The following is a 24,380-nucleotide window of genomic DNA, read 5'->3' as shown; positions in this document are numbered from 1 at the left end:
TACAAAAAAACTTACACTATGCACCTATTAATAGTAGAAGATGAAGCCGGTATTGTTCAATTCCTTAAACAAGGATTAGAAGAAGAAGGGTATCAAGTTACTAGCGTTTCAGATGGTTTAAAAGGTTTTGAAATTACTCAAAAAGTACATTTCGATTTAATTTTATTAGACTGGATGCTGCCAAAAATGACTGGTTTAGAATTGTGTAAAGCGATTCGATTAAAAAATGAAAAAACTCCAATTTTATTCTTGACAGCTAAAGATACCGTTCAGGAAACCATTGAAGGACTTAAAGCGGGTGCTAATGACTATATCAAGAAACCGTTTAGTTTTGATGAGTTGCTAGAACGAATCAAAATTCATTTTAGAAATCAAAAAGAAGATGAAATTCTAAAACTTGGAACGATAGAGATTGACAATGCTAAACATCGAGTGTCAGTTAATCAAAATGAAGTTGCCTTGACACAACGCGAATTTGAGTTACTCTCTTATTTGGTTAAAAATAAAGGTAAAGTATGTACCAGAGCGCAAATCATCGAGGATGTTTGGGATATTCATTTTGAATACGACACCGGCGTTATTGACGTTTTCATGAATGGAATACGCAAAAAATTAAATTTAAAAATAGAAGAAGACTACATCAAAACTGTTCGTGGCGTAGGCTATATTGCTAATGACTAAATAAAATGCAGCAACTTTCCTTTAAAAATAGAATCGCCTCTCATTACATAATTACTACAGCACTATTGATTTTTGTAGTTTTTTTTGTGATCTATTCGATTGTTAAATTAAGTGTTTACAATCATCTTAACACTGATATTTCAAAAGAAGTCAAGAATCATTTGAATGAAATTGAAGTCAAAAACAATACGTTTTATCTCATGCACATGCAGGAATGGGAGGAAAGGGAACACAATACGGTTGATGTAAACCCCGTTTTTATTCAGTTTTTGGATAAAAATGGAGCTATTATTGAAAAGTCTCCTAACTTAAAAAATGAGTTTCTGTTTTTTGATAAGAAAAGGAACGATAATGAGTTATTTGACACCAAAATTTTAGGCAATAAAATTCGCCAAATTCAAGTTCCAATTTATGATGGCGCTAATATTGTGGGTTATGTAATGATCGCTATGTCATTAGAAGGAGCTTTGATGGTTTTGCAAAATTTAGCAGAAATCTTAAGTATTGCGTATCCTTTAATTTTGATTTTGCTTTTCTTTATTGCTCGTTTTATTGCGGGAAGAAGTATTAAACCCATTAACTCTATTATTAAAACCTCTAATACTATTACAAAGGATAATTTAACTTCTCGAATTCCAATTCCTCAAAACAAAGATGAATTGTTTGTTTTATCCAATACGATTAATAGTCTGTTAGACCGAATCGAAACTGCTATTGAGAGAGAAAAGCAATTCACTTCGGATGCATCGCATGAATTAAGAACACCTTTAACGGTAATTAAAGGAACTTTAGAAGTCTTGATACGCAAGCCTCGAGAAGCCGCCGAATACGAAGAAAAAATTAATTTTTGTGTAAATGAAGTAGACCGCCTAAACCACTTGGTAGATCAATTATTGCTCTTGGCTCGATTTGAAAACCAAAAACAAACTTTAAAACTAGAAAAAGTATATTTGAATGCGATTTTTTTAGATACTATTGCACGCTATTCTTCAACTATACAATCCAAAAAAATAGCGGTATCTACTGATTTTGCTAAAGATTATTACACAGAAACAGATAGTTATTTGTTCTCTATTATCATAAACAATCTCATTTCAAATGCATTAAAATATTCCGATTGTAATGGTATTTTATCGGTCAAGATAATGAATAATAGATCCAAAATAGAATGTCATATTATTGATTCTGGCATTGGGATTCCCAAAGAAGATTTAGAACGTATTTTTAATCCTTTCTATCGTTCAAAATCAACTGATCACCCAGAAATAAAAGGAACTGGTTTAGGATTATCTATAGTAAAAAGATTATCTTCATTGTTATCTATAGAAATAGCAATTACCAGCGAAGAGAGTAGGGGAACAAAAGTAATTTTAAGTTTATTTGAAGCATAACTTAAGTAGTTCTTAAGGATAACCTTATCTTTTAATAGTACTTTTGAAGTATAAATAAGATAAAAAAATGCTCGAAAAAATAATTGCTTTCAGTTTAAAAAACAAACTTATTGTTTTGCTTTTCACCCTTGGCGTTTTTGGATACGGTATGTTATCTGTATTTCAAATTTCGATTGGTGCTGTTCCAGATGTTACTAATAATCAGGTTCAAGTAATTACCACTTCTGGAAATCTTTCTACTCAAGATATCGAACAGTATATTACGTATCCTGTTGAGATTGAAATGGCAAATTTACCCGGTGTAAAAGAAATTAGGTCCATATCTAAATTTGGCTTATCTGTTGTTACCATCGTTTTTGAAGAAAGTTTAGGAACCTATTTACCAAGACAACTTATCGCCGAAAAAATTAAAGCAGCTTCTGAGAAAATTCCGCAAGGTTTTGGAACACCAGAAATGGGGCCTATTACGACAGGTCTTGGCGAAATTTATCAATATACTTTAGAAGTTAAACCAGAATTTAAGAACAATTATACCGTTACTGATTTACGAACCATTCAGGATTGGATAGTAAAACGTCAGTTATCAGGCATAAAAGGAGTGGTTGAAATTAATACCTGGGGCGGTTATTTAAAACAATATGAAATTGCAATTAATCCTTCGAGTTTAAAAGCAATGCATATCACGACAACCGATGTCTTTACTGCGCTTGAAAAAAATAACAGTATTGCCGGTGGTGCTTATATTGAAAAAGTTAATCAAAGTTATTTTATTCGCGGAGAAGGTAAAGTAAAATCTATAGAAGATATTGGTAATATTGTAGTTAAAAACAGCAATGGTTTACCTATTTATATTAAAAATGTAGCAGATGTTCGTTTTGGTCACGCCAACCGTTTTGGAGCTATTACCGGAAATGGAGAAGGCGAAAAAGTATTGGGTCAAGTGATGATGCTTAAAGGAGCGAATTCTAAACAAGTCATAGATGATGTAAAACATAGAGTGACAGAAATCGAGAAATCCTTGCCTGAAGGCGTTTATATTAATGGATTTTTAGAACGAAGCGAATTAGTAGGTAAAACAACTTTTACAGTTGCGGAAAACTTAATTTTAGGCTGTTTAATCGTAATTTTTGTAGTGATTTTATTGTTAGGAAATTGGCGTTCTGGATTAGTTGTAGCGTCAGTAATTCCGTTGTGTTTACTATTTGCTATTTCCTTTATGAATATTTTTGGTATTGATGCCAATTTAATGAGTCTTGGTGCTATAGATTTTGGAATTATAATTGACGGAGCAGTTATTATAGTAGAGTTTATTGCTTTTCAGATAGCCAGTAAATCAGCTCATTTAGTTGGTCTTGAAAAAGAAGAGCGTCAGTTAGAAATTGACCAAATCACGTATAAAAGCGCTTCAAAAATGATGAATTCGGCTATTTTTGGTCAGTTGATTATTTTGATAGTTTTTATCCCAATACTATCATTATCCGGAATCGAAGGTAAAATGTTTAGACCAATGGCGATGACTTTTAGTTTCGCTTTACTCGGCGCTATGATATTCTGTTTTACTTATGTTCCGGTGGTTTCTTCGTTATTTTTAAAACCAAAACCAGAGAATCCAAATTCTATATCGAGCAAATTAATTCGTAAACTGAACTCTTGGTATTTACCAATAATTACTTGGTCAATTGGTAATACAAAAAAAGTATTGTACGGAGCTTTAGGATTGTTATTGCTAGCTGTCGGATTATTCGCAACAATGGGCGGGGAGTTTATCCCAACTTTAGATGAAGGTGATTTTGTAATCCAACCCGTTTTAAAAACAGGAACATCATTAACTAAAACTATTGCCATAACTACTAAAATTGAGAAAATAATTCTTAAAAATTTCCCAGAAGTAACCCAAGTAGTCAGCAGAATTGGCGCTGCCGAAGTTCCTACTGATCCTATGTCAATGGAGGAAAGTGATGTTATTGTAAAATTAAAACCGAAATCACAATGGACGTCAGCGAAGAGTAAAGATGAATTAGCCGATAAAATTAAATCAGCGATTGAAAAAGAAATTCCAAACATGGAAATTGAATTTACTCAGCCAATTGAAATGCGTTTTAATGAATTAATTTCTGGTACTCGATCTGATGTAGCGGTAAAAGTTTTTGGTGAAGATTTAAATGTTTTAGCCAAAAAAGCACATGAAATCAAAAAAGCGATTGCTAAAGTAGAAGGTGCTTCGGATATAATTATTGAAAAAACGGAAGGTTTGCCTCAAATGTCGGTAGTTTATGATCGCTCTAAAATTGCACGATATGGACTTAATATTTCAGATTTAAACGAAATGATTGCTCTTGGCTTTGCCGGAAAAACAGTTGGAAATGTCTTTGAAGGCGAAAAACGTTTTGATATGGTTATTCGTTTGGATCAAGAAAATCGTCACGATATTGAGGATTTACGTAATTTATACGTTTCCACGCCAAATGGTGAACAAATTCCTTTACAAGAATTAGCTTCAATAGAATATACAGAAGGTCCTGCGAAGATTTCGAGAGACAATACCAATCGAAGAATTGTAGTAGGAATCAACGTTAGAAACCGCGATTTACAAAGTGTAGTAATGGATATTCAGAAAGTCGTTGATAATGACATTAAACTGCCTGCCGGTTATTATGTAAAATATGGTGGACAGTTTGAAAACTTACAAAGTGCTAAAGCCCGTTTAATGATTGCTGTTCCAATTGCCTTATTTTTGATATTTGTTCTATTATATTTTGCTTTTGGTTCTGTAAAAGAAGCCTTAATGGTCTATTCCGCTATTCCTTTATCGGCAGTTGGTGGTGTTCTATTTTTATGGATTCGCGACTTACCTTTCAGTATTTCAGCAGGAGTTGGGTTTATAGCACTTTTCGGAATTGCAGTTCTAAACGGAATTGTATTAATTGAACATTTTAAAGAACTCAAACACCAAGGTATGAAAGATATCGATGCATTAATTTTGAAAGGAACCACAGATCGATTGCGTCCTGTTTTATTAACAGCTGCTGCGGCTGCATTAGGATTTTTACCCATGGCAATTTCGTCATCAGCTGGTGCAGAAGTTCAGCGTCCTCTAGCAACTGTGGTAATTGGTGGCTTATTTACAGCAACAATCTTAACAATGATTGTACTACCTATTTTGTACAAGGTTTTTGATAGTAAAGAATTTAAAAAACCTAAGTTTAAAAAACATCAAAGTGGGACATATATTATTTTATTTTTATTATTTTCTTCATTTGCTTTTTCCCAGAATTCAAATCCAGAATTAGAGGGTTTATTATCAAAAGCAATTCAGAATAACAAAGGAATAAAAGCGGCACAGTTACAAGTTGATAAAACACAAGCCAATATTAAAACGGCTTATACCTTTGATAAAACAAATGTATATTATAGTTATGATCAGAATAATTTAGCGATTAATGATCAGCCTTTAAAAGTTTTTGGAGTGCAACAACGCTTTTCTTTTCCAACCGTTTACGGCGCACAGAAAAAAGTGTATTCTTCTGAATATGAAAAAGAAAAAGCCAATTTCGAAATTCAGAAAAATAAACTTTCATTAGCCGTTTCAAAATCGTATCAGCATATTGTATATCTACAACATCAGGAAAAATTGTATCAGTATTTAGACAGTTTATATCAAAATTTTTCTAAAGCAAGTGATAGACGCTTTGAATTAGGAGAGACTAATTATCTGGAAAAAATTACTGCTCAAGCTAAATTTAGACAAATAAAAACTAAGCTTTCTCAAATCGATAAAGATAAAAAAGCACAGTATGACGTATTGCATTCTTTAGTACAAAATGATGAAATAACGGTAATAAATAATAGTGAAATAACAGTTTTAAATAATTTAAGCGATAGTACAAGTAAATCATTTTATACTACTTATTTAGAGAGTATTACAAAAAATTATAAAACTCAAATAGATTTACATAAGCAATCGTGGTTACCCGATATTAATTTAGACTTTTTTCAAGGTAAAAATAGCGGTATATCACAATCTTTATACGGTTTTCATGTTGGTATTGGTATTCCCTTATTGTTTTCGGGAAATGTTTCTAAAGCTAAAGTTGCACAATTAGAACTGCAAAGTTGGGAACAGCAAAAACAAAATGAGGATTCAAAAATAGAACAATACATGAATCAAAAAACCAATGAATTAGCCAAATATCAAGAAGCTATTAACTACTACAATTTGTACGGTAAAAAATTATCAGATGAGATTATAAAAGTAGCAAACAGTAGTTTTAAACATGGCGAAATCGATTTTTTTCAATACATACAAAGTTTAGAAAACGCGACAACCATTCAAGTTGATTATTTAGATACAATTTTACAATTCAACCAAACGCAATTAGATTTACAATACTTAAATTTTTAATACCATTACAATGAAAAAAATACTATATATAGCCACTTTAGCAGTTGTTTTATTCTCTTGCAAAGAATCCAAAACCGAAGAAGTAGCTCCCAAGGATGATGATTTAACGACTGTAACCAAGGCTCAATTTCAATCTTCAGCAATGGAAATTGGTACTCCAACAGAACAAGATTTTGATGTAACAGTGAAAACTGCTGGAAAAATTGATGTTCCTCCACAAAATCGTGCAAAAGTGACCACTTTTATGGGCGGATATGTAAAATCGACTACACTTTTAGTGGGTGATAAAGTTAAAAAAGGACAGGCTTTATTAGTCTTACAAAGCACAGAGTTTTTAGATATTCAAAAAGATTATATGGAAGTAGCAGAACAACTTACATATTTAAAATCAGAATATGACCGTCAAAAAACATTATTCGACGAAAAAATAACGTCTCAAAAAAACTATTTAAAAGCCGATAGTGATTATAAAAGAGCAAAAGCCATGCACCAAAGCTTACGTGCCAAATTAATGCTTTTGAACATCAATCCTAAAAGTGTAGAACAAGGTAACTTAACTTCGACAATTACTATTTTTTCTCCTATATCCGGTGATATTGTGATAATGAATGCTAACGTAGGAATGTATGTCGCACCATCAGATGTAATTCTTGAAATTGTTGATACAGATCACTTGCATTTAGAATTAGCCGTTTTTGAAAAAGACATTTTGAAAGTTAAGATTGGTCAAAAAATCACTTTTAAAGTTCCAGAAGCTTCAAAAGACCTTTTTAATGCAGAAGTACATTTAGTTGGAAAATCAATCGAAGGTAATGATAGAACCATAAATATACATGCACATTTAGACGATGCTATTAAGCAAAAACTACTAACAGGAATGTTTGTTGAAGCTCAAATTATTGTGGACTCTAAAAAAGGATTAGCCATTCCTTCGGATGCATTAATAACCGAGAACAATAAAAATTTCGTACTTTTATTACAGAATCAAAAAGACGGTTATTCTTTCAAAAAAGTAAGCGTTACGATAGGGGAGAAATCGGAAAAATTTGTTGAAATAATACCAAATTCAGCAATCAATGCCGAATCAAAAATTTTGACAAAAGGTGTTTTTGATTTGACTAACTAATTTATAGTAAACAACATGGATTTAAATAAACTAAAAGGTCAATTACAGACAGAAGTGGATACTGCATTTTTATACGATAGCATTGCTGCTATTCAATCTGACGATAATCTGACTAGAGTTTTACAAAGTTTATCCCAAATCGAGAAAGGGCATGCCCAAAATATGCTTGATAAAGTTTTGACCATTGATTCTAAGTATCAAATGCCAATGCCTTCTTCAAGAGCAAAACTACAATTGAAGCTAGGTAAAATTTTTGGCTATAGTTCGATAATTAGTAGTCTGTCTAGTGTTGAAAAGCAATTTGCAGTAAATGCAGTAAAAAATAAAATTGAAAATGGTGAAAAGCCAACGGGTTTTGAACACAATCACCTCAAAATCATAGAAGCTGTAAATAATAATGCTGCACTAAATGTTTCAGGAGGTTTTTTATCAAAATTTGAAAGTCGTCATAAATCAGTTGGAGGAAATGCACTTCGAGCAGCAGTTTTAGGTTCCAATGATGGCTTAGTTTCTAATATGAGTTTGGTAATGGGAGTTGCTGGTGCTGCAGTTTCTAATAATACCATTTTGTTAACGGGTATTGCTGGACTTTTGGCAGGAGCGATTTCGATGGCTTTGGGTGAATGGCTTTCTGTGCAAAGCTCAAGAGAATTAAACCAAAGACAAATTGACTTAGAAACTGAAGAACTATTAGCATCTCCAGAAGAAGAAAAAAAGGAATTGGTTTTACTGTACCAAGCCAAAGGAATGAATATTCTTGAAGCACAAAAATTAGCAGATAAAGCTTTTGAAAGTCATGAAACAGCTATTGATGCTATTATAACAGAAGAGTTAGGTATTGATAAAGAAGAATTAGGCGGTTCAGCATGGGAAGCTGCCATTGCTTCTTTTGTACTTTTTTCTATTGGCGCTATTATTCCTTTATATCCATTTATGATTTTAGAAGGCAAGAATGCTATTTTATTGAGTATTGGTAGTAGTGTTATTGGACTTTTTGGAATTGGAGCAGCCATCACATTACTAACCGGAAAAAGCGTTATGTTCTCCGGATTACGACAAGTAGGTTTTGGCTTAGCTGCTGCAGCAATAACCTATGGAATCGGTTCTTTGATAGGTGTTTCGTTGGCAGGATAAAAACTTTTATACAATAGAGTTTTCTAAAATAAAAATTAATTATAAACCTTAAATTACAATAATATGAATGATGCACATTGGCACTTAGTAGTAAATCATTTTCCAATCATTGGGACGATTTTAGCACTTGGAATTTTAATAGCTGGGCTATTTTTAAAAAATAATTCTGTAAAAAATACAGCTTATGTCTTATTTATTGTAGCTGCTATTTTTGCCGCATTTAGTATGGCGACAGGCGAAGGAGCCGAAGAAATGGTCGAAGATATGCCAACCATTGGAAAGCGTATTATTCACGAACATGAGGAAATAGCAGAAAAGTTAGCGATAGTATTGTATTTATTGGGAGGAATTTCAGTTTTAGGAATTATTTTAAATTTAAAAAATCATGCAAAAGCAAAGTTTATTTCTATCGTAGCCGTAATAGTGGGTATTGGAGCTGTTTATGTAGCACAATTAGTGGGCACTTCTGGTGGAGAAATTCGTCATACTGAAATCAGAGCTACAAATGAAAATAATGCTTTAGTTCCTGAAAAATCAACACCTTTAAAGGATGAATAAAATAAATGAAATTATTTTATCAATTTTATTTGCTTTATAAATTTATTATCTTTTATATTTGCAAATCAATTCTAATTAAAGAATAAAAAAATGTTTACCAATCAATTGCATCATCATCATTTTCATTATTGCTCTCAAGCGATGTGTTAATGGTATGCATGTAAATCATCATATTTCAGAACCCGTTTGAGTACATCAAACGGGTTTTTTATTACTCTCTACTGTACTCAAACTATTAATTTAAAAATAATTAAAAAATGAGTACTTTAAAAATTGCAATTCAAAAATCAGGACGTTTAAACGAAGACAGCATTCAAATCCTTAAAGATGCTGGTATATCTATCGATAACGGAATAGACCAACTTAAGGCCGAAGCTTCTAACTTTCCTTTAGAAGTTTTATATTTAAGAAATTCAGATATTCCACAATACCTTATCGACGGCGTAGTAGATATAGCAATTGTTGGCGACAATTTATTAGTGGAAAAAGGCGGAGAAATAGAAGTAATTCAAAAATTAGGATTCTCAAAATGCAAAGTGTCAGTAGCAGTTCCTAAAACTTTTGATTATAATTCCGTTCAGGACTTAAACGGAATGCGTATTGCAACCTCATATCCTAAAACAGTTCTTGATTTTTTCAATTCGAAAGGCGTAACAGTAGATATTCACCAAATATCAGGTTCAGTAGAAATAGCGCCAAATATTGGTCTTGCTGATGCAATCGTTGATATTGTTTCTAGCGGAAGTACTTTATTTAAAAACAACCTCAAAGAGGTAGAAGTTATCTTTAAAAGTGAAGCAGTATTAGCGGTTTCTCCAAAAGTAACTCCAGAATCTCAAAAAATTATCGATACTTTAAAATTCAGAATAGAAGCTGTTTTAAGAGCTAGAAAATCAAAATATATTTTGATGAACGTTCCTAATGATAAAATTGAAGCGATTGGTAAAATACTGCCTGTTTTAAGAAGTTTAACTGTTTTACCTTTAGCACAAGAAGGTTGGAGTAGTGTGCACTCTGTAATTGATAAAGATACTTTTTGGGATGTTATTGATCAATTAAAAGAAGCTGGAGCCGAAGGGATTTTAGTTTGTCCAATTGAGAAAATGGTTCTTTAGCATTATAAAATAGAAATTATGAGTTTCAATAACTCAGTTAATATATACTTTAGCAAACTTTGCGAAAACCTATGCAAACTTTGCGGTTAAACCACAAAAAGATGAACAAAATATACAATCCAGAACCAGCATCTTGGTCTACTATTTTAGAAAGACCAACAAAAACGATAGATGATATTGAAGCTACTGTCAAAGAAATTTTTAGGGAAGTTCAGAAAAAAGGGGACACTGCCGTTGCAAAATATACTTCTCTTTTTGATGGTGTTGCAGTGGCAAATATTGAAGTCTCTAAAGTAGAGATTGAGGAAGCAATCGTAACTATTTCCCCTGAATTAAAAGACGCAATTCAATTAGCAAAATCAAATATTGAAAAATTTCATGCTGCTCAAAAAACAAATATCGTAAGTGTAGAAACGGTAGAAGGAGTTAACTGTTGGCAAGAAAAACGACCTATTCAAAAAATAGGTTTGTATATTCCTGGCGGAACAGCACCCTTATTCTCAACGGTATTAATGCTTGCTGTTCCTGCTAAAATTGCCGGTTGTAATGAAGTAGTTTTATGTTCGCCACCAGATAAAAACGGAAAAATAAATCCTGCTATTTTGTATGCTGCTTCTTTATGCGGGGTAACTAAAATTCTAAAAGTGGGAGGAATACAAGCAATTGCAGGACTAACTTTTGGTACGGAAATCATTCCTAAAGTGTATAAAATCTTTGGCCCTGGAAATCAATTTGTAACGGTAGCCAAACAATTAGCAACACAATTTGGCGTAGCAATCGATATGCCGGCAGGTCCATCAGAATTATTAGTTGTTGCTGATGATACTGCTGTTCCTGCTTTTGTTGCCTCCGATTTATTATCCCAAGCAGAACACGGAACTGATAGTCAGGTGATTTTAGTTTCTACATCAAAAAAACTAATTGATGCGGTTGAAAAGGAAATCCAATTACAACTCGAGATACTTCCAAGAAAAAATATTGCCGAAAAAGCCATTGCAAATTCTAAATTGATATTTGTAGAAAATGATACAATTGCATTAGAATTAATTAATGAATATGGTCCGGAGCACTTTATCATCTGTTCTGAATTTGATGATTTTTATAGCAATGGTGTCCAGAATGCTGGTTCGGTATTTATTGGCAATTATACTCCAGAAAGTGCAGGAGATTATGCTTCTGGAACAAATCATACTTTACCAACAAATGGTTATGCTAAGAATTATAGCGGTGTAAATTTAGATAGTTTTACCAAAGCGATGACTTTCCAGAAAATATCAAAACAAGGAATTTTGAATATTGGAAAAGCAATAGAAATAATGGCAGAAGCCGAAGGATTGCAAGCGCATAAAAACGCAGTTACTTTACGATTAAAAGCGATTGAAAATGAAAAATAATTTTGACATAAATACTATTGTAAGAGCAAATGTAAAGGTATTAAAACCCTATTCTTCTGCTCGCGATGAATTTGAAGATTTTAACACTGCTGATATGACTTTCTTGGATGCCAATGAAAATCCATTTGAAAATGGAGTAAATCGATATCCTGATCCGCAACAAAAGAGTGTGAAAGCAATTTTAGCAAAACAGAAAAATGTAAAATTGAACCAAATTTTATTGGGAAATGGAAGTGACGAAGTATTGGACTTGTTATTCCGAGCTTTCTGCGAACCTAATAAGGATAATGTAATCACATTACCGCCAACTTACGGCATGTATGGAGTTTTAGCCAACATTAATGCGGTAGAAAATAAGGAAGTGTTACTTTCAGAGGATTTTCAGCCTCAAATTGAAAAAATAATGGCTGCGGTTAACGAAAATACTAAAATTATCTTTTTGTGTTCGCCTAATAATCCAACAGGAAACTCTTTTTCTGATGAAAGTATTGCCTATCTTTTACAAAATTTTAAAGGATTAATCGTAATTGATGAAGCCTATATTGATTTTTCTCAAAAAGAAAGTTGGATCAATGAGTTGGATGAATATCCCAATTTAATAATTACGCAAACGCTATCAAAAGCGTATGGTTTAGCAGGAATCCGATTGGGTATTTGTTATGGTTCAACTGAAGTTATTTCAGTTTTGAACAAAATAAAACCGCCTTACAATGTTAATGAATTAAGCCAAAAAAGAGCTTTAGAAAGATTGGATTATTCTGAAAAAATAAAAAATGAAATTACTTCTATTGTAGAGCAAAGAGAAAATTTACTTAAAGTATTACTTAATATAAATTTTGTCGATAAAATCTATCCAACAGAGGCTAATTTTATTTTAATAAAAGTGGATGATGCCAATAAAAGATACAATGATTTAATTAATAAAGGGATCGTAATCCGGAACCGAACTACACAGCCTTTATGCGACAATTGTTTGCGTCTAACTGTTGGAACTGAAGTAGAAAACAACAAATTGATAGAGGCTTTAAAAGAAATTTAAATAGAGATTTGATGGATTCCTAGAATTATTAGGAATTCTTGGTTTTGAAATAATTTAAAATTCAAATTATTTTAAACTTTAGAATCTGACTTAAAAAATAAAATAATGAAAAAAATACTTTTTATAGATCGTGATGGAACAATGGTTTTAGAACCAAATGATTATCAGTTAGACAGTTTTGAAAAACTAGAGTTTTATCCGTATGCTTTTCAATATTTAGGTAAAATTGCCAAAGAATTTGATTTCGAATTGGTGATGGTTACCAATCAAGATGGTTTGGGAACTGATTCTCATCCTGAAGCCAACTTTTGGCCAGTTCATAATTTAGTAATGAAAGCTTTTGAAAATGAAGGAGTTGTTTTTAGTTCAGTGTTGATCGATAAAACATTTCCTCACGAAAATATTCCAACACGCAAACCAGGCATTGGAATGTTGACAAAATACATCAATAATCCAGATTATGATTTAGTTAATTCGTTCGTAATTGGTGATCGAATTACGGATGTGGAATTAGCAAAAAACTTAGGTTCAAAAGCCATTTTTATTAATACTGATGAAGCATTAGGAAGTGCTGAAATCGCTTCGAAAAGAGAAGAATTAGATTCGGTTATCGCTTTGCAAACTACGCAATGGAAAGCTATTTATGAATTTTTAAAATTAGAGGAACGTTCTGCTTTTATTGAAAGAAAAACCAATGAAACAGATATTTTTATCAAATTGAACTTAGACGGAACAGGAAAAAGCAAAATCGAAACTGGAATAGCTTTTTTTGATCATATGCTAGATCAAATTGCGCGACATGGTCAAATGGACTTAGAAATTCTTGTAAAAGGCGATTTAGAAGTCGATGAGCACCACACGATCGAAGACACTGCAATTGCGCTGGGAGAAGTTTTTGCAAAAGCTTTAGGAAATAAATTAGGCATTGAGCGTTACGGTTTTTGTTTGCCAATGGACGATTGTTTAGCGCAAGTAGCCATTGATTTTGGAGGTAGAAATTGGCTAGTTTGGGAAACAGAATTCAAACGAGAAATGGTGGGTAAAATGCCAACAGAAATGTTTTTACACTTTTTTAAATCCTTCTCAGATGGTGCTAAAGCAAACATCAACATCAAAGCGGAAGGAATTAATGAGCATCATAAAATAGAAGCCATTTTTAAAGCTTTCGCTAAAGCGATAAAAGTAGCTGTAAAACGCGATACCGAAAAAATGATTTTGCCAAGTACAAAAGGCATGTTGTAAATACTAGTCCTGCAAGGTTTTTTTTAACCTTGTAGGTATTCATGAATAGATGTATAAGTTCTTGAGAAACTTTTTAGTATTCATAAATAGTCCTGCAAGCTTTTTTTTAACCTTGTAGGTATTCATAACTAAACCTACAAGGTTTTAAAAACCTTGCAGGAATAAAAGAAGAAGAATGAAAATAGTTATCATAAATTACGGAGCAGGAAATATACAAAGCATTATGTTTGCTATCGAAAGATTAGGATATAAAGCTGTTTTGAGCAGTAATTCAGAAGAAATAAAAGCGGCAGACAAAGTAATTTTCCCGGGTGTTGGTGAAGCAAGTTCAGCCATGAAAAAGCTAATTGAAAGCGGATTGGATACTTTGATTCCAACCTTAAAACAACCTGTTTTAGGAATTTGTTTGGGAATGCAATTAATGTGTAAATCATCTGAAGAAGGAAATACAAAAGGTTTAAGCATTTTTGATGTTGATGTGGTGAAATTCTCTAATAAAGTAAAAGTGCCACAGATGGGTTGGAACCAAATTTATCATTTGAAATCCCCATTATTTGACGGAATCAGCGAAAAGGAATACATGTATTTAGTTCATAGTTTTTATGCTCCGCTTTGCAATGAAGCAATAGCGACTACTAATTATGAATTAGAATATGCTTCCGCTTTACAAAAAAACAATTTTTACGGAACACAATTTCACCCTGAGAAAAGCGGTGCAATAGGAGAACAAATTTTAGCTAATTTTTTGAAGTTGTAACTTTAAGAATTTAGACTTTCAAACTTTAAGATTAATTATAAATGAGAATAATACCCGCAATAGACATAATAGATGGTAAATGTGTTCGACTGTCCAAAGGAGATTACAATACTAAGATAATATACAATGAAAATCCACTTGAAGTAGCCAAAGAATTTGAGTCGCACGGCATAGAATATTTGCATTTAGTAGATCTTGATGGAGCAAAATCAAGCCAAATTGTAAACTATAAAATCTTAGAGCAAATTGCCACAAAAACAAAACTAAAAATTGATTTTGGTGGTGGATTAAAATCGGATTCCGACTTGAAAATCGCTTTTGAAAGTGGCGCAAACCAAATTACTGGTGGAAGCATCGCCGTAAAAAACAGAGCAATTTTCGAAAAATGGATTGCTGAATATGGAGCTGATAAAATCATTTTAGGAGCCGATGCAAATAATGAGAAAGTAGCTGTTTCTGGCTGGTTAGAAGATTCTAACGAAGATTTGATTCCGTTTATTCAAGAGTATCAAAACAAAGGAATTCAGTATGTGATTTGCACTGATATTGCCAAAGACGGAATGCTTGAAGGTCCTAGTTTTGATTTATACGCTAAAATTTTGGATCAATGTAATGTCAAATCGAGCGGAGTCGAGATTAAATTAATCGCTTCTGGTGGAATTTCTACTTTTGACGAATTACCTAAGCTAGCTGAATTAGGTTGTGAAGGAACCATAATCGGTAAAGCCATATATGAAGGTCGAATTTCTATGAAACAATTGGAGCAATACATACTAAGTAGATAAGCAAATTAGAAATGCAATAATGAGTTTATTATCGCACTTACTAATTTTCTAATTAACACATAAACAAATATGTTAACAAAAAGAATAATTCCTTGTCTAGATATTAAAAATGGACGAACGGTAAAAGGAGTAAATTTTGTAGATTTACGAGATGCAGGTGATCCTGTAGAATTAGCTAAAATCTATTCTGATGAAGGAGCAGATGAATTGGTTTTTTTAGATATTTCGGCAACGGAAGAAAGAAGAAAAACTTTAGTTGATTTGGTTCGGAAAGTTGCTTCCACAATCAATATCCCTTTTACTGTGGGTGGTGGAATTTCCTCTGTTGAAGATGTTGAAATTTTGCTTCAAAATGGAGCAGATAAAGTTTCTATCAATTCATCTGCGGTAAAAAGCCCTCAATTGATTAATGATTTAGCACAAAAATTTGGGAGTCAATGTATTGTTGTCGCCATTGATGCTAAACAAATTGATGGAGAATGGGTTGTGCATTTAGTTGGTGGAAAAGTACCTACAGAACGAAGTTTATTTGATTGGGCTAAAGAGGTCGAACAAAGAGGAGCGGGAGAAATTCTATTTACTTCAATGGATAATGATGGCACCAAGAATGGATTTGCTAATGAAGCTTTGGCCAAATTATCTAAATTAGTCAATATTCCTATAATTGCTTCTGGAGGTGCAGGAAATATACAACACTTCGTAGATGCTTTTCAAGAAGGAAAGGCAGATGCCGCTTTGGCAGCAAGCGTATTTCATTTCAAAGAAATTGAAATAAAAACGTTAAAAAAAGAACTTAAAAATAACAATATCGAGGTTAGAATATAGTCTTAAACAATAAGATTTTCTACTTTACAACTTTATACATAAAACATGAATATAGATTTTTCAAAAAATACAGATGGTTTAATTCCAGTAATTATTCAAGATAGTGAAACTAAAACCGTTTTGATGCTGGGTTATATGAACGCTGAAGCCTATCAAAAAACAGTTGATACTAAAAAAGTAACTTTTTACAGTCGTAGCAAGCAAAGACTTTGGACAAAAGGAGAGGAAAGTGGAAACTTTTTGAATCTTATTGATATCAAAAATGACTGTGATAATGATACGCTGTTAATTCAAGTAAAACCAGAAGGACCAACTTGTCACAAAGGAACTGATACCTGTTGGGATCAAAAAAATGAAATCGCTTATGGATTTATTTCTGATCTAGAAAGTACCATTAATACGCGTAGACAAAATGCAGACTCTGAAAAAAGCTATGTAGCTTCGTTGTTTAAACTTGGAATTAATAAAATAGCTCAAAAGGTAGGAGAGGAAGCGATTGAAGTAGTTATTGAAGCCAAAGACGAAAACGATGATTTATTCCTTAGTGAAAGTGCCGATTTGCTTTTTCATTATCTTATTTTATTACAAGCCAAAGGATTTCAATTAAATGACGTGGTTGATGTTTTAAAAAGTCGTCAAAAGTAAAAAAATAGATTTTAAAGTACTTAATGTTGAATCAACTCCTTAAAAATCTTTTTTAAATAAGATCAAATCGGTTTCTTAATTCGATAAGAGTTTTAACGCTTTTAGAAAATTAATTGTAGGAGTTATTGTTCTTAAATTATAAAGTTTATTTTTGTTGAAAACCATTAAAACATGAAAAAATATTTAAACATTCTTTTTTTTACATTACTCGTTTTTAATGTAAGTAAGGCACAAGGCCTTTTGAACAAGAAAGAAATTACATTTACAAGACAAGATTCATTAAGAGGAAGTATAACAAAAGAAAGAGTATGGTGGGATGTTTTAAACTACCATTTAGACATAAAAGTAAATCCTGTAGATAGCACAATTACAGGGTCTAATACTATTGGATATAAAGTTTTACAGGAATACAATGTCATGCAATTAGATTTGCAAAATCCAATGGAAATTTACAAAGTAATTCAGGATGGAAAAGAATTAAAACACAAAAGAGAAGGCAATGCTTTCTTTATAAATCTTTTGGCTAATCAAACAGTAGGAGCCAAAAAAGAACTGACCGTTTTTTATGGTGGTAAACCTAGAATAGCAGTCAATGCGCCTTGGGATGGAGGAATATCATGGAAAAAAGACAGAAATGGCAAGTGGTTTATTGGCTCTTCTTGTCAGGGATTAGGTGCTAGTGTTTGGTGGCCGAACAAGGATCATATGTATGATGAAGTTGAGAATATGTTAATTAGTGTAAATGCTCCAAAAAACTTGATGGCTGTCTCAAATGGTCGTTTGCAGAGTGTAAAAGAGTTAAAAGACGGAACCAAAACATTTAATTGGTATGTATCTAATCCGATTAATAATTATGGTGTAAACATAAATATTGGTGATTACGTTTCATTTTCAGAAAAATTTAAAGGCGAAAAAGGAGATTTAGATTGCACTTATTATGTATTAAAAGATAATTTGGCCAAAGCCAAAAAACAATTTCAAGATGCACCAAGAATGTTAAAAGCATTCGAACATTGGTTTGGACCTTATCCTTTTTATGAAGATAGTTATAAATTAGTAGAAGCTCCTTATTTAGGAATGGAACATCAAAGTTCTGTTACCTACGGAAACGGATTTGAAAATGGTTATTTAGGCAGAGATTTAAGTGGTACTGGTTGGGGACTTAAATTTGATTTTATAATTATTCATGAATCAGGACACGAATGGTTTGCTAATAATATTACCTACAAAGATATTGCTGACATGTGGATTCATGAAAGTTTTACCAATTACTCAGAAAGTTTATTTGTTGAATATTATTATGGAAAACAAGCGGGTTATGAATATGTAAAAGGATTAAGAAAAAGTATTCAAAATGATAAACCCATAATAGGAAACTATGATGTAAATAATGAAGGTTCTGGCGATATGTATTATAAAGGAGCCAATATGCTTCATACGTTGCGCCAAAACGTGAATGATGACCAAAAATGGAGAACTATTTTAAGAGGTTTAAACAAAACATTTTATCATCAAACAGTAACTACTAAGCAAATTGAAGATTATTTAAGTACTGCAACCGGAATTAACTTAAATACCTTTTTCAATCAATATTTAAGAGATACTAGAATTCCAACATTAGAGTATTTTTTCAAAGACAATAAAGTAAGCTTTAGATGGGCCAATTGCGTTACAGGATTTGATATGCCTATAAGAATAACATTAAACGGTGTAGAACAAGTCATAAAGCCTAAAACACAGTGGCAAAATACAAACACTAAAACGGATAAAACGGTATTAGAAATAAATTCTAATTATTATGTAGCTAGTTTCAATATTACGGATTAGTACATGAAAATTGAACTAAACGGATTGAAATTTTAAAAAAAAACTAATTTTTAGAATAAAGAAAACTGATGACTTGTAAAAATTGTAATACAGAAGTAAATTTAAAATTTTGTCCAGAATGCGGACAACCAGCAAATCTAAAAAGAATTGACGGTCATTATATTTTACATGAAATTGAACATGTTTTGCATTTTGAAAGAGGTATCTTGTACACTATTAGAGAGCTTCTAACAAAACCTGGACAAAACATTAGAAACTATCTTACAGAGAACAGAAGTAGACTTATAAAACCAATCATTTTTATAATTTTAACCTCTCTAATTTATACATTAGTAAGTCATTTTTTCCATATAGAAGAGGAGTATGTACAGCATAATGCTTTAGGAAATTCCTCTATTGGCACGATTTTAAATTGGATGCAGAATAATTATGGATACGCAAGTATTTTAATGGGAATATTTATTGCAATTTGGCTAAAAGTATTTTTCAAAAAATATGGATATAACTTTTATGAATTGCTCATAATGTTATGTTTTGTGCAAGGTATTTCGATGCTGATTTATGCTTTTTTTGGAATTCTAGAAGGGATTTTTACCATAAAGTTATTTAGTGTAGCGGGTATTCTAGGATTAGTTTATACGACTTGGGCGTGCGGTAATTTTTTTGAAAAAAGAAAAATAGGAAATTACTTGAAATCACTACTTTCTATACTTTTAGGGTTAATAACATTTAACTTGATTATAATTATACTAGGTTTACTATTTGATAGGCTAACAAAATAGTAGAAATAAAAATAAAGATTTTTTAAAATAAAGCTTTAGAATTCATTCAAAATTTTAAACACAAAAAAAGACCAATATCTCATTGGTCTTTTTTTGTGTTTTATTATAAAAAAAATTAAAAATCGAAGGCTTAAAATTACTTTTCAAAAAGCTGTATTTGACTCTTCAAGCGCTCAGTAAGCATAGTCATCATTCTTTTGTTTACATCAGAAGTATTTTTGGCATAAAAGTCATATTCAGCAGTGGTAAATAAACCAACTACAATTCCTCTCATTGTATTTCTAAACTTTACATCTTTTTGAATTCCATTATCAATTACTGCTAATTTTGCTTCCAATGTTTTTGACGAAAAATCGACTTTGTTGTTTTCAATATAATTGATGAAAGAAGCTACAAATAAATCATTTTGTAATTTTAAAATAGGCCGAAGCACTTCATTTTGAAAAGATTCTTCGGTTGTAGATTGAGCAGTTACAGAACCAATAGTTTGTCCTCTAAATTGACTTAAAAAAGTATCGCGTGTATTCATCTTTTTTTCTTTAAAATTAAAAAAAAATAAACCTAGAACAGTTTATTTTAACTCTTTATAAGGAAAAATAATCTAAAATATTTTAAAAAAAAACAAATTCCAGACAAATAAGTAACTTCTATAGCTTTCAAAATCAATTCATAAGCCTTTTATTTTAAGGTAAATGAGAGTCTTTTTCACTCGATAATTCAAAAATTTCTAAATCGAAATAACCAACTGAAGCAATAATGTGATCAAATATATCGGACATCAGGTATTCATAATTGGCAAAACTCTTGTCCTCAGAAAATGCATACACCTCTAGCGGAACTCCGTGTGAGGTAGATTGCAATTGCCTGCAAAGCATTAACATATTCTTATTTAATCCCGGATAATTATATAAATATTCGGTAATATATTTTCTGAATAAACCCAAATTTGTCAAATTTCTTCCATTAATCGGTAATGATTTATCAATTCTATTGGAAATATTATAAGTATCAATTTCTGTTTTTCTAGAATCTATATAATCTGAAATTAGGTGAATTTGCTTTAAATTATTCAATTCTTTTTCTTCTAAAAAGCGAATACTACTGGCTTTAATAAGAATGTGTCTCTTTATTCTCCTTCCGTCCGAGTTTAGCATTCCGCGCCAATTCTGGAACGAATCGGAACTCAAACTATACGTTGGAATTGTGGTCGTAGTATTGTCAAAATTTCGAACTTTTACCGTTGCTAGATTGATTTCGATCACATCTCCATCTGCTCCAAAACGATCCATTGTAATCCAGTCGCCAATACGCACCATATCATTAATAGACACCTGTACGCTAGATACAAATCCCAATATTGTATCTCTAAAAATCAAGATTATAACTGCCGAAACAGCTCCTAAAATAGTTAAAAGTTCTTTTTGATTAATATCAAATAATTTAGAAAAAATAACTGCGATACCTACAGCCCACAGGACAATCATAATTACCTGAATAAAACTATCAATTGGCTTGTCGCTGTAACGCGGTTTTAATTTTAAATAATCTCGTAAAGCATTAAATACCGTTCTAATAATCCACAAAATTAAAAGTACGATGTAGATTCCGACGAATTTACCAAAAACACCTTCCCAATATTCATAACGTTCTAATATAATGGGAACCGATTTGTAGATAAATAAAAATGGGATTAAATGCGCAATGTACTTGGCTGTTTTATTAGTAACCAATAAATCATCAAACTTGGTTTTTGTTTTTTGGGCAATTAAAACCATTACCGTAACAAGAATAAGTCTAAATATTACATAGATTGCATAAGCTAATACGCACAATAAAGCAATATTAAGGAACAAACTGAGATAGGAAGCAAAACCACTTCCTAACCCAATTTTCCTAAATAAGGGATATAAAAAATTAAATAATTTCTCTAAAATGTTATGCATTTTTCAAATATTTTCTTTCGATATAAAAAGTTCCAAAAGGAGGTATCGACGCAATACAAATTATAAAGTATTTTTTTAAGTCCCATTTTTCACTAAACTTTAAAATTGTAGCTAAAACGATGTAAATCGTAAATAATACGCCGTGTGCCATACCGATATGTTTTACATAATAGGGATCATTAAAAAAATATTTCATTGGCATAGCATAAAAAAATAATAGTAAAGCGGATATTCCTTCTACAAGTGCTGTAACCTTAAAAATCTTAAGCATTTTATGTTTTTTATTGATGATCGACAAAAATAAGTATTAACATTGATTTTTAGGGTATTGATTGCTAAAGTAATTTACTTTTGTACTCTTAAACTTTGATAATGAGCAAGCGCGATTTAAAAAAATATCTATCAGAATTAAATAAAGAACAATTAGAGGAACAAATCATCGAATTGTATGAGAAATTCAGTCCTGTAAAAGTCTATTACAACTTTGTTTTCAATCCAAAAGAAGAAACACTTTTGCAAGAATGTAAACTTAAAATTGCCAATGAATATTTTCCTGTAAAAAAAGCGGGCAGAAGAAGCAAACCCAAAATGAGACGCTCTGTTGCTCAGAAATACATTAAGCATTTTATTGTTTTAGGAGTAGATCCGTTTGTCATTGCAGATGTAATGTTATACAATATTGAAATCGCACAAACTTTTTCCTCAGAAAACGCAATCAAACAAGAGCTTTTTTATAAAAGTATGTTCAATTCCTTTGAGCAAGCCGTTGTGTTTTTGATCGCAAACGGAATACTTACTGATTTTAAAAATAGAATAATTGCCATACACAATCAAACTATTAGTCAAAAATGGCACAACGAACCAGAATTCAATGCCATCATTGAACGTTTTGAATACTAAGAATTTTAGATCTTTATCACTTTTGTAATTAAATAATTAGCGCTAGTCTAAAATACTCTAAAAAAAAAATATTTCTATAATTTACAAGATCTACGGCTTTACTAAAATTAAAAATTTCGCACAAAATGGTAACAAGTTTTCAGGCTCTAAATTCAAATTTATTTAAGCCTTACACTTTTTTTTTAATTAAAAATTACAATTAAACTGTTTTTTAGGCGTATTTTTGCAAAAATCCAATAAGAAGCAATGTCGGAAAATACTGTAGAAATTGAAATCGAAGACAAAAAAGAACTATATGCCTACCAGAAAGGAGATATAGATTCTATTTTTGAGCGTATCGATAATGGACCTCGTCAACATCATTTGTTATATCAGCTGCCTACAGGTGGAGGGAAAACAGTAGTTTTCTCTGAAATCGTACGCCGTTATTTATCCAAACACGATAAAAAAGTAGTTGTTTTAACACACAGAATCGAACTATGTAAACAAACTTCAAAAATGTTGAAGGGCTTTGATGTAAAAAACAAAATCATCAACAGTAAAGTTAAGGAACTTCCAGATCAGAACGATTATTCATGTTTTGTGGCGATGGTCGAGACTTTAAAAAACCGAATCAATGATGAAAAATTACATTTAGACAACATTGGTCTAGTAATTATTGATGAGGCGCATTACAACTCTTTTAGAAAATTATTAAGCTCATTCAAAAATGCCTTTATATTAGGAGTTACGGCAACACCGCTAAGTTCTAACGTAAAGTTACCAATGCACGAAAGTTACGATGAATTAATTGTAGGTGATACCATCAGTTCGTTAATAGACAAAGGATTTTTGGCCAAAGCCGTTACCTATAGTTATGACGTGGGTTTGACTTCATTAAAAGTAGGGATCAACGGAGATTATACCGTAAAATCTTCGGATGATTTATACACCAATATGGCCATGCAAGAAAAATTATTGCATGCCTACACCGAAAAATCGATTGGAAAAAAAACCTTGATTTTCAATAACGGAATCAATACTTCTTTGTATGTTTATGAAACCTTTAGAGAAGCTGGTTATGAAATCCGTCATTTAGATAACACTAGCAGTACCGAGGAACGTAAAGAAATTTTACATTGGTTCAAGCATACTCCAGATGCCATTTTAACGTCAGTAGGAATTCTTACTACTGGTTTTGATGAGCCAACTGTTGAAACAATTATCCTAAATAGAGCCACAAAATCATTGACTTTGTATTACCAAATGATTGGTCGTGGTTCCCGTAAATTACCTAATAAAGACAGTTTTAGTGTGATCGATTTAGGAAACAACGCAGCCCGATTCGGATTGTGGAGTGAGCCGGTAAACTGGCAACACATCTTTAAATCTCCTGAGTTTTACCTAGAAAATTTACGTGATGACACGGAAATCGAATTGTATTTTAAATACAGTATGCCTCCCGATTTACGTGCAAAATTTAGCAAAACTGAAGTCGTAACTTTTGATGTCGATGAAGAACACAAACTCATCATCAAACAAAATTTACGTTCAAAGGAAGTTTTAGATAAATCACTAGAGCAACATGCCGCCATGTGTGTAGATAATTCGGATACTTTACAGGAAGCCAAAGCTTTAGGTAAATTACTAGAAGACGATATCGATTGCCGTATCAAGCGCTATTCAAAATGTTTAAGTCAATGCAGTAAAAATTACCGTGAATGGCTTGTTGACGATTACAAATTAAAACTAGTATTGTTAACCGGAAAAAAATACCGTGAAAAAATTATGAACGAACCTGATGAAGATTAATTCTTTTCAGGAGCTGTTTCCCGCTTTCCATTGCAATCTTTTA

21 protein-coding genes are annotated in these 24,380 nt (G+C 31.8%); 18 read left to right on the top strand and 3 right to left on the bottom strand.

Annotated elements, in window-relative coordinates; genetic code table 11:
• The first annotated feature begins 18 nt into the window (after positions 1-18).
• The 16 genes from H2650_RS11720 to H2650_RS11645 all read left to right on the top strand — a co-directional run bounded on the left by H2650_RS11720 (position 19) and on the right by H2650_RS11645 (position 19,703).
• Positions 19-681, top strand: coding sequence for a response regulator transcription factor (locus tag H2650_RS11720; RefSeq protein WP_188051000.1), 663 nt, complete (start codon positions 19-21; stop codon positions 679-681).
• Positions 682-686: 5 nt separating this feature from the next.
• A complete protein-coding gene (locus H2650_RS11715; protein ID WP_188050999.1) occupies positions 687-2,072 on the top strand; it encodes a HAMP domain-containing sensor histidine kinase in 1,386 nt (461 codons plus the stop codon).
• 67 nt (positions 2,073-2,139) lie between these two features.
• A complete protein-coding gene (locus tag H2650_RS11710) occupies positions 2,140-6,474 on the top strand; it encodes a CusA/CzcA family heavy metal efflux RND transporter (RefSeq protein ID WP_188050998.1) in 4,335 nt (1,444 codons plus the stop codon).
• 10 nt (positions 6,475-6,484) lie between these two features.
• Complete coding sequence (locus H2650_RS11705; protein ID WP_188050997.1) at positions 6,485-7,600, top strand: efflux RND transporter periplasmic adaptor subunit; 1,116 nt, start codon at positions 6,485-6,487, stop codon at positions 7,598-7,600.
• Between the two features lie 15 nt (positions 7,601-7,615).
• Positions 7,616-8,734, top strand: a complete 1,119-nt coding sequence (locus H2650_RS11700; RefSeq protein WP_188050996.1) for a VIT1/CCC1 transporter family protein — start codon at positions 7,616-7,618, stop codon at positions 8,732-8,734.
• A 63-nt stretch (positions 8,735-8,797) separates the two neighbouring features.
• Positions 8,798-9,292 carry a hypothetical protein gene (locus tag H2650_RS11695; protein ID WP_188050995.1) on the top strand — a complete coding sequence of 165 codons (495 nt, stop codon included), beginning with the start codon at positions 8,798-8,800 and terminating at the stop codon, positions 9,290-9,292.
• 257 nt (positions 9,293-9,549) lie between these two features.
• Positions 9,550-10,407 (top strand): ATP phosphoribosyltransferase, encoded by an 858-nt coding sequence (gene hisG, locus H2650_RS11690; RefSeq protein WP_188050994.1) that lies wholly within the window; start codon positions 9,550-9,552, stop codon positions 10,405-10,407.
• A gap of 101 nt (positions 10,408-10,508) precedes the next feature.
• The gene (hisD, locus tag H2650_RS11685; protein WP_188050993.1) at positions 10,509-11,801 is read left to right on the top strand and encodes a histidinol dehydrogenase; all 1,293 of its coding nucleotides are present in this window, start codon (positions 10,509-10,511) and stop codon (positions 11,799-11,801) included.
• Positions 11,791-12,840: a histidinol-phosphate transaminase gene (hisC, locus tag H2650_RS11680; protein ID WP_188050992.1), complete on the top strand. Its 1,050-nt coding sequence runs from the start codon at positions 11,791-11,793 to the stop codon at positions 12,838-12,840. The genes hisD and hisC overlap by 11 nt, the downstream gene beginning before the upstream one ends.
• A gap of 105 nt (positions 12,841-12,945) precedes the next feature.
• A complete protein-coding gene (hisB, locus tag H2650_RS11675) occupies positions 12,946-14,082 on the top strand; it encodes a bifunctional histidinol-phosphatase/imidazoleglycerol-phosphate dehydratase HisB (protein ID WP_188050991.1) in 1,137 nt (378 codons plus the stop codon).
• Positions 14,083-14,257: 175 nt separating this feature from the next.
• Positions 14,258-14,839, top strand: coding sequence for an imidazole glycerol phosphate synthase subunit HisH (gene hisH, locus H2650_RS11670; RefSeq protein WP_188050990.1), 582 nt, complete (start codon positions 14,258-14,260; stop codon positions 14,837-14,839).
• Positions 14,840-14,880: 41 nt separating this feature from the next.
• Positions 14,881-15,624, top strand: coding sequence for a 1-(5-phosphoribosyl)-5-[(5-phosphoribosylamino)methylideneamino]imidazole-4-carboxamide isomerase (gene hisA, locus H2650_RS11665; protein WP_188050989.1), 744 nt, complete (start codon positions 14,881-14,883; stop codon positions 15,622-15,624).
• A 69-nt stretch (positions 15,625-15,693) separates the two neighbouring features.
• Entirely contained in the window at positions 15,694-16,449 is a 756-nt protein-coding gene (hisF, locus tag H2650_RS11660; protein WP_188050988.1) for an imidazole glycerol phosphate synthase subunit HisF, read from the top strand.
• Between the two features lie 45 nt (positions 16,450-16,494).
• Positions 16,495-17,094, top strand: a complete 600-nt coding sequence (gene hisIE / locus H2650_RS11655; RefSeq protein WP_188050987.1) for a bifunctional phosphoribosyl-AMP cyclohydrolase/phosphoribosyl-ATP diphosphatase HisIE — start codon at positions 16,495-16,497, stop codon at positions 17,092-17,094.
• A gap of 171 nt (positions 17,095-17,265) precedes the next feature.
• Positions 17,266-18,921 (top strand): M1 family metallopeptidase, encoded by a 1,656-nt coding sequence (locus H2650_RS11650; protein WP_188050986.1) that lies wholly within the window; start codon positions 17,266-17,268, stop codon positions 18,919-18,921.
• Between the two features lie 68 nt (positions 18,922-18,989).
• Positions 18,990-19,703, top strand: a complete 714-nt coding sequence (locus tag H2650_RS11645; RefSeq protein WP_188050985.1) for a DUF3667 domain-containing protein — start codon at positions 18,990-18,992, stop codon at positions 19,701-19,703.
• 136 nt (positions 19,704-19,839) lie between these two features.
• On the opposite strand, the gene H2650_RS11640 is transcribed toward H2650_RS11645, so the two are convergent.
• From H2650_RS11640 to H2650_RS11630, 3 genes are all read right to left on the bottom strand, one after another.
• Positions 19,840-20,232: a glyoxalase gene (locus H2650_RS11640; RefSeq protein ID WP_188050984.1), complete on the bottom strand. Its 393-nt coding sequence runs from the start codon at positions 20,230-20,232 to the stop codon at positions 19,840-19,842.
• Positions 20,233-20,386: 154 nt separating this feature from the next.
• Positions 20,387-21,646, bottom strand: a complete 1,260-nt coding sequence (locus tag H2650_RS11635) for a mechanosensitive ion channel family protein (RefSeq protein WP_188050983.1) — start codon at positions 21,644-21,646, stop codon at positions 20,387-20,389.
• On the bottom strand, positions 21,639-21,917 hold the full coding sequence (locus H2650_RS11630) for a DUF3817 domain-containing protein (protein ID WP_188050982.1): 279 nt from the start codon (positions 21,915-21,917) through the stop codon (positions 21,639-21,641). The genes H2650_RS11635 and H2650_RS11630 overlap by 8 nt, the downstream gene beginning before the upstream one ends.
• A 101-nt stretch (positions 21,918-22,018) precedes the next feature.
• On the opposite strand from H2650_RS11630, the gene H2650_RS11625 reads away from it, so the two are divergent.
• Together H2650_RS11625 and H2650_RS11620 are read left to right on the top strand one after the other, a co-directional pair.
• Positions 22,019-22,546, top strand: coding sequence for a DUF6155 family protein (locus H2650_RS11625; protein WP_188050981.1), 528 nt, complete (start codon positions 22,019-22,021; stop codon positions 22,544-22,546).
• A gap of 246 nt (positions 22,547-22,792) precedes the next feature.
• Positions 22,793-24,337, top strand: a complete 1,545-nt coding sequence (locus H2650_RS11620) for a DEAD/DEAH box helicase (protein ID WP_188050980.1) — start codon at positions 22,793-22,795, stop codon at positions 24,335-24,337.
• Positions 24,338-24,380 lie beyond the last annotated feature (43 nt).

Origin of the sequence: Flavobacterium sp. GP15 (genome assembly GCF_014281985.1) — a bacterium.
Classification (GTDB): domain Bacteria; phylum Bacteroidota; class Bacteroidia; order Flavobacteriales; family Flavobacteriaceae; genus Flavobacterium; species Flavobacterium pygoscelis.
The sequence above is the reverse complement of the archived record's forward strand: the minus strand, read 5'-3'. Positions and strand labels throughout refer to the sequence as shown.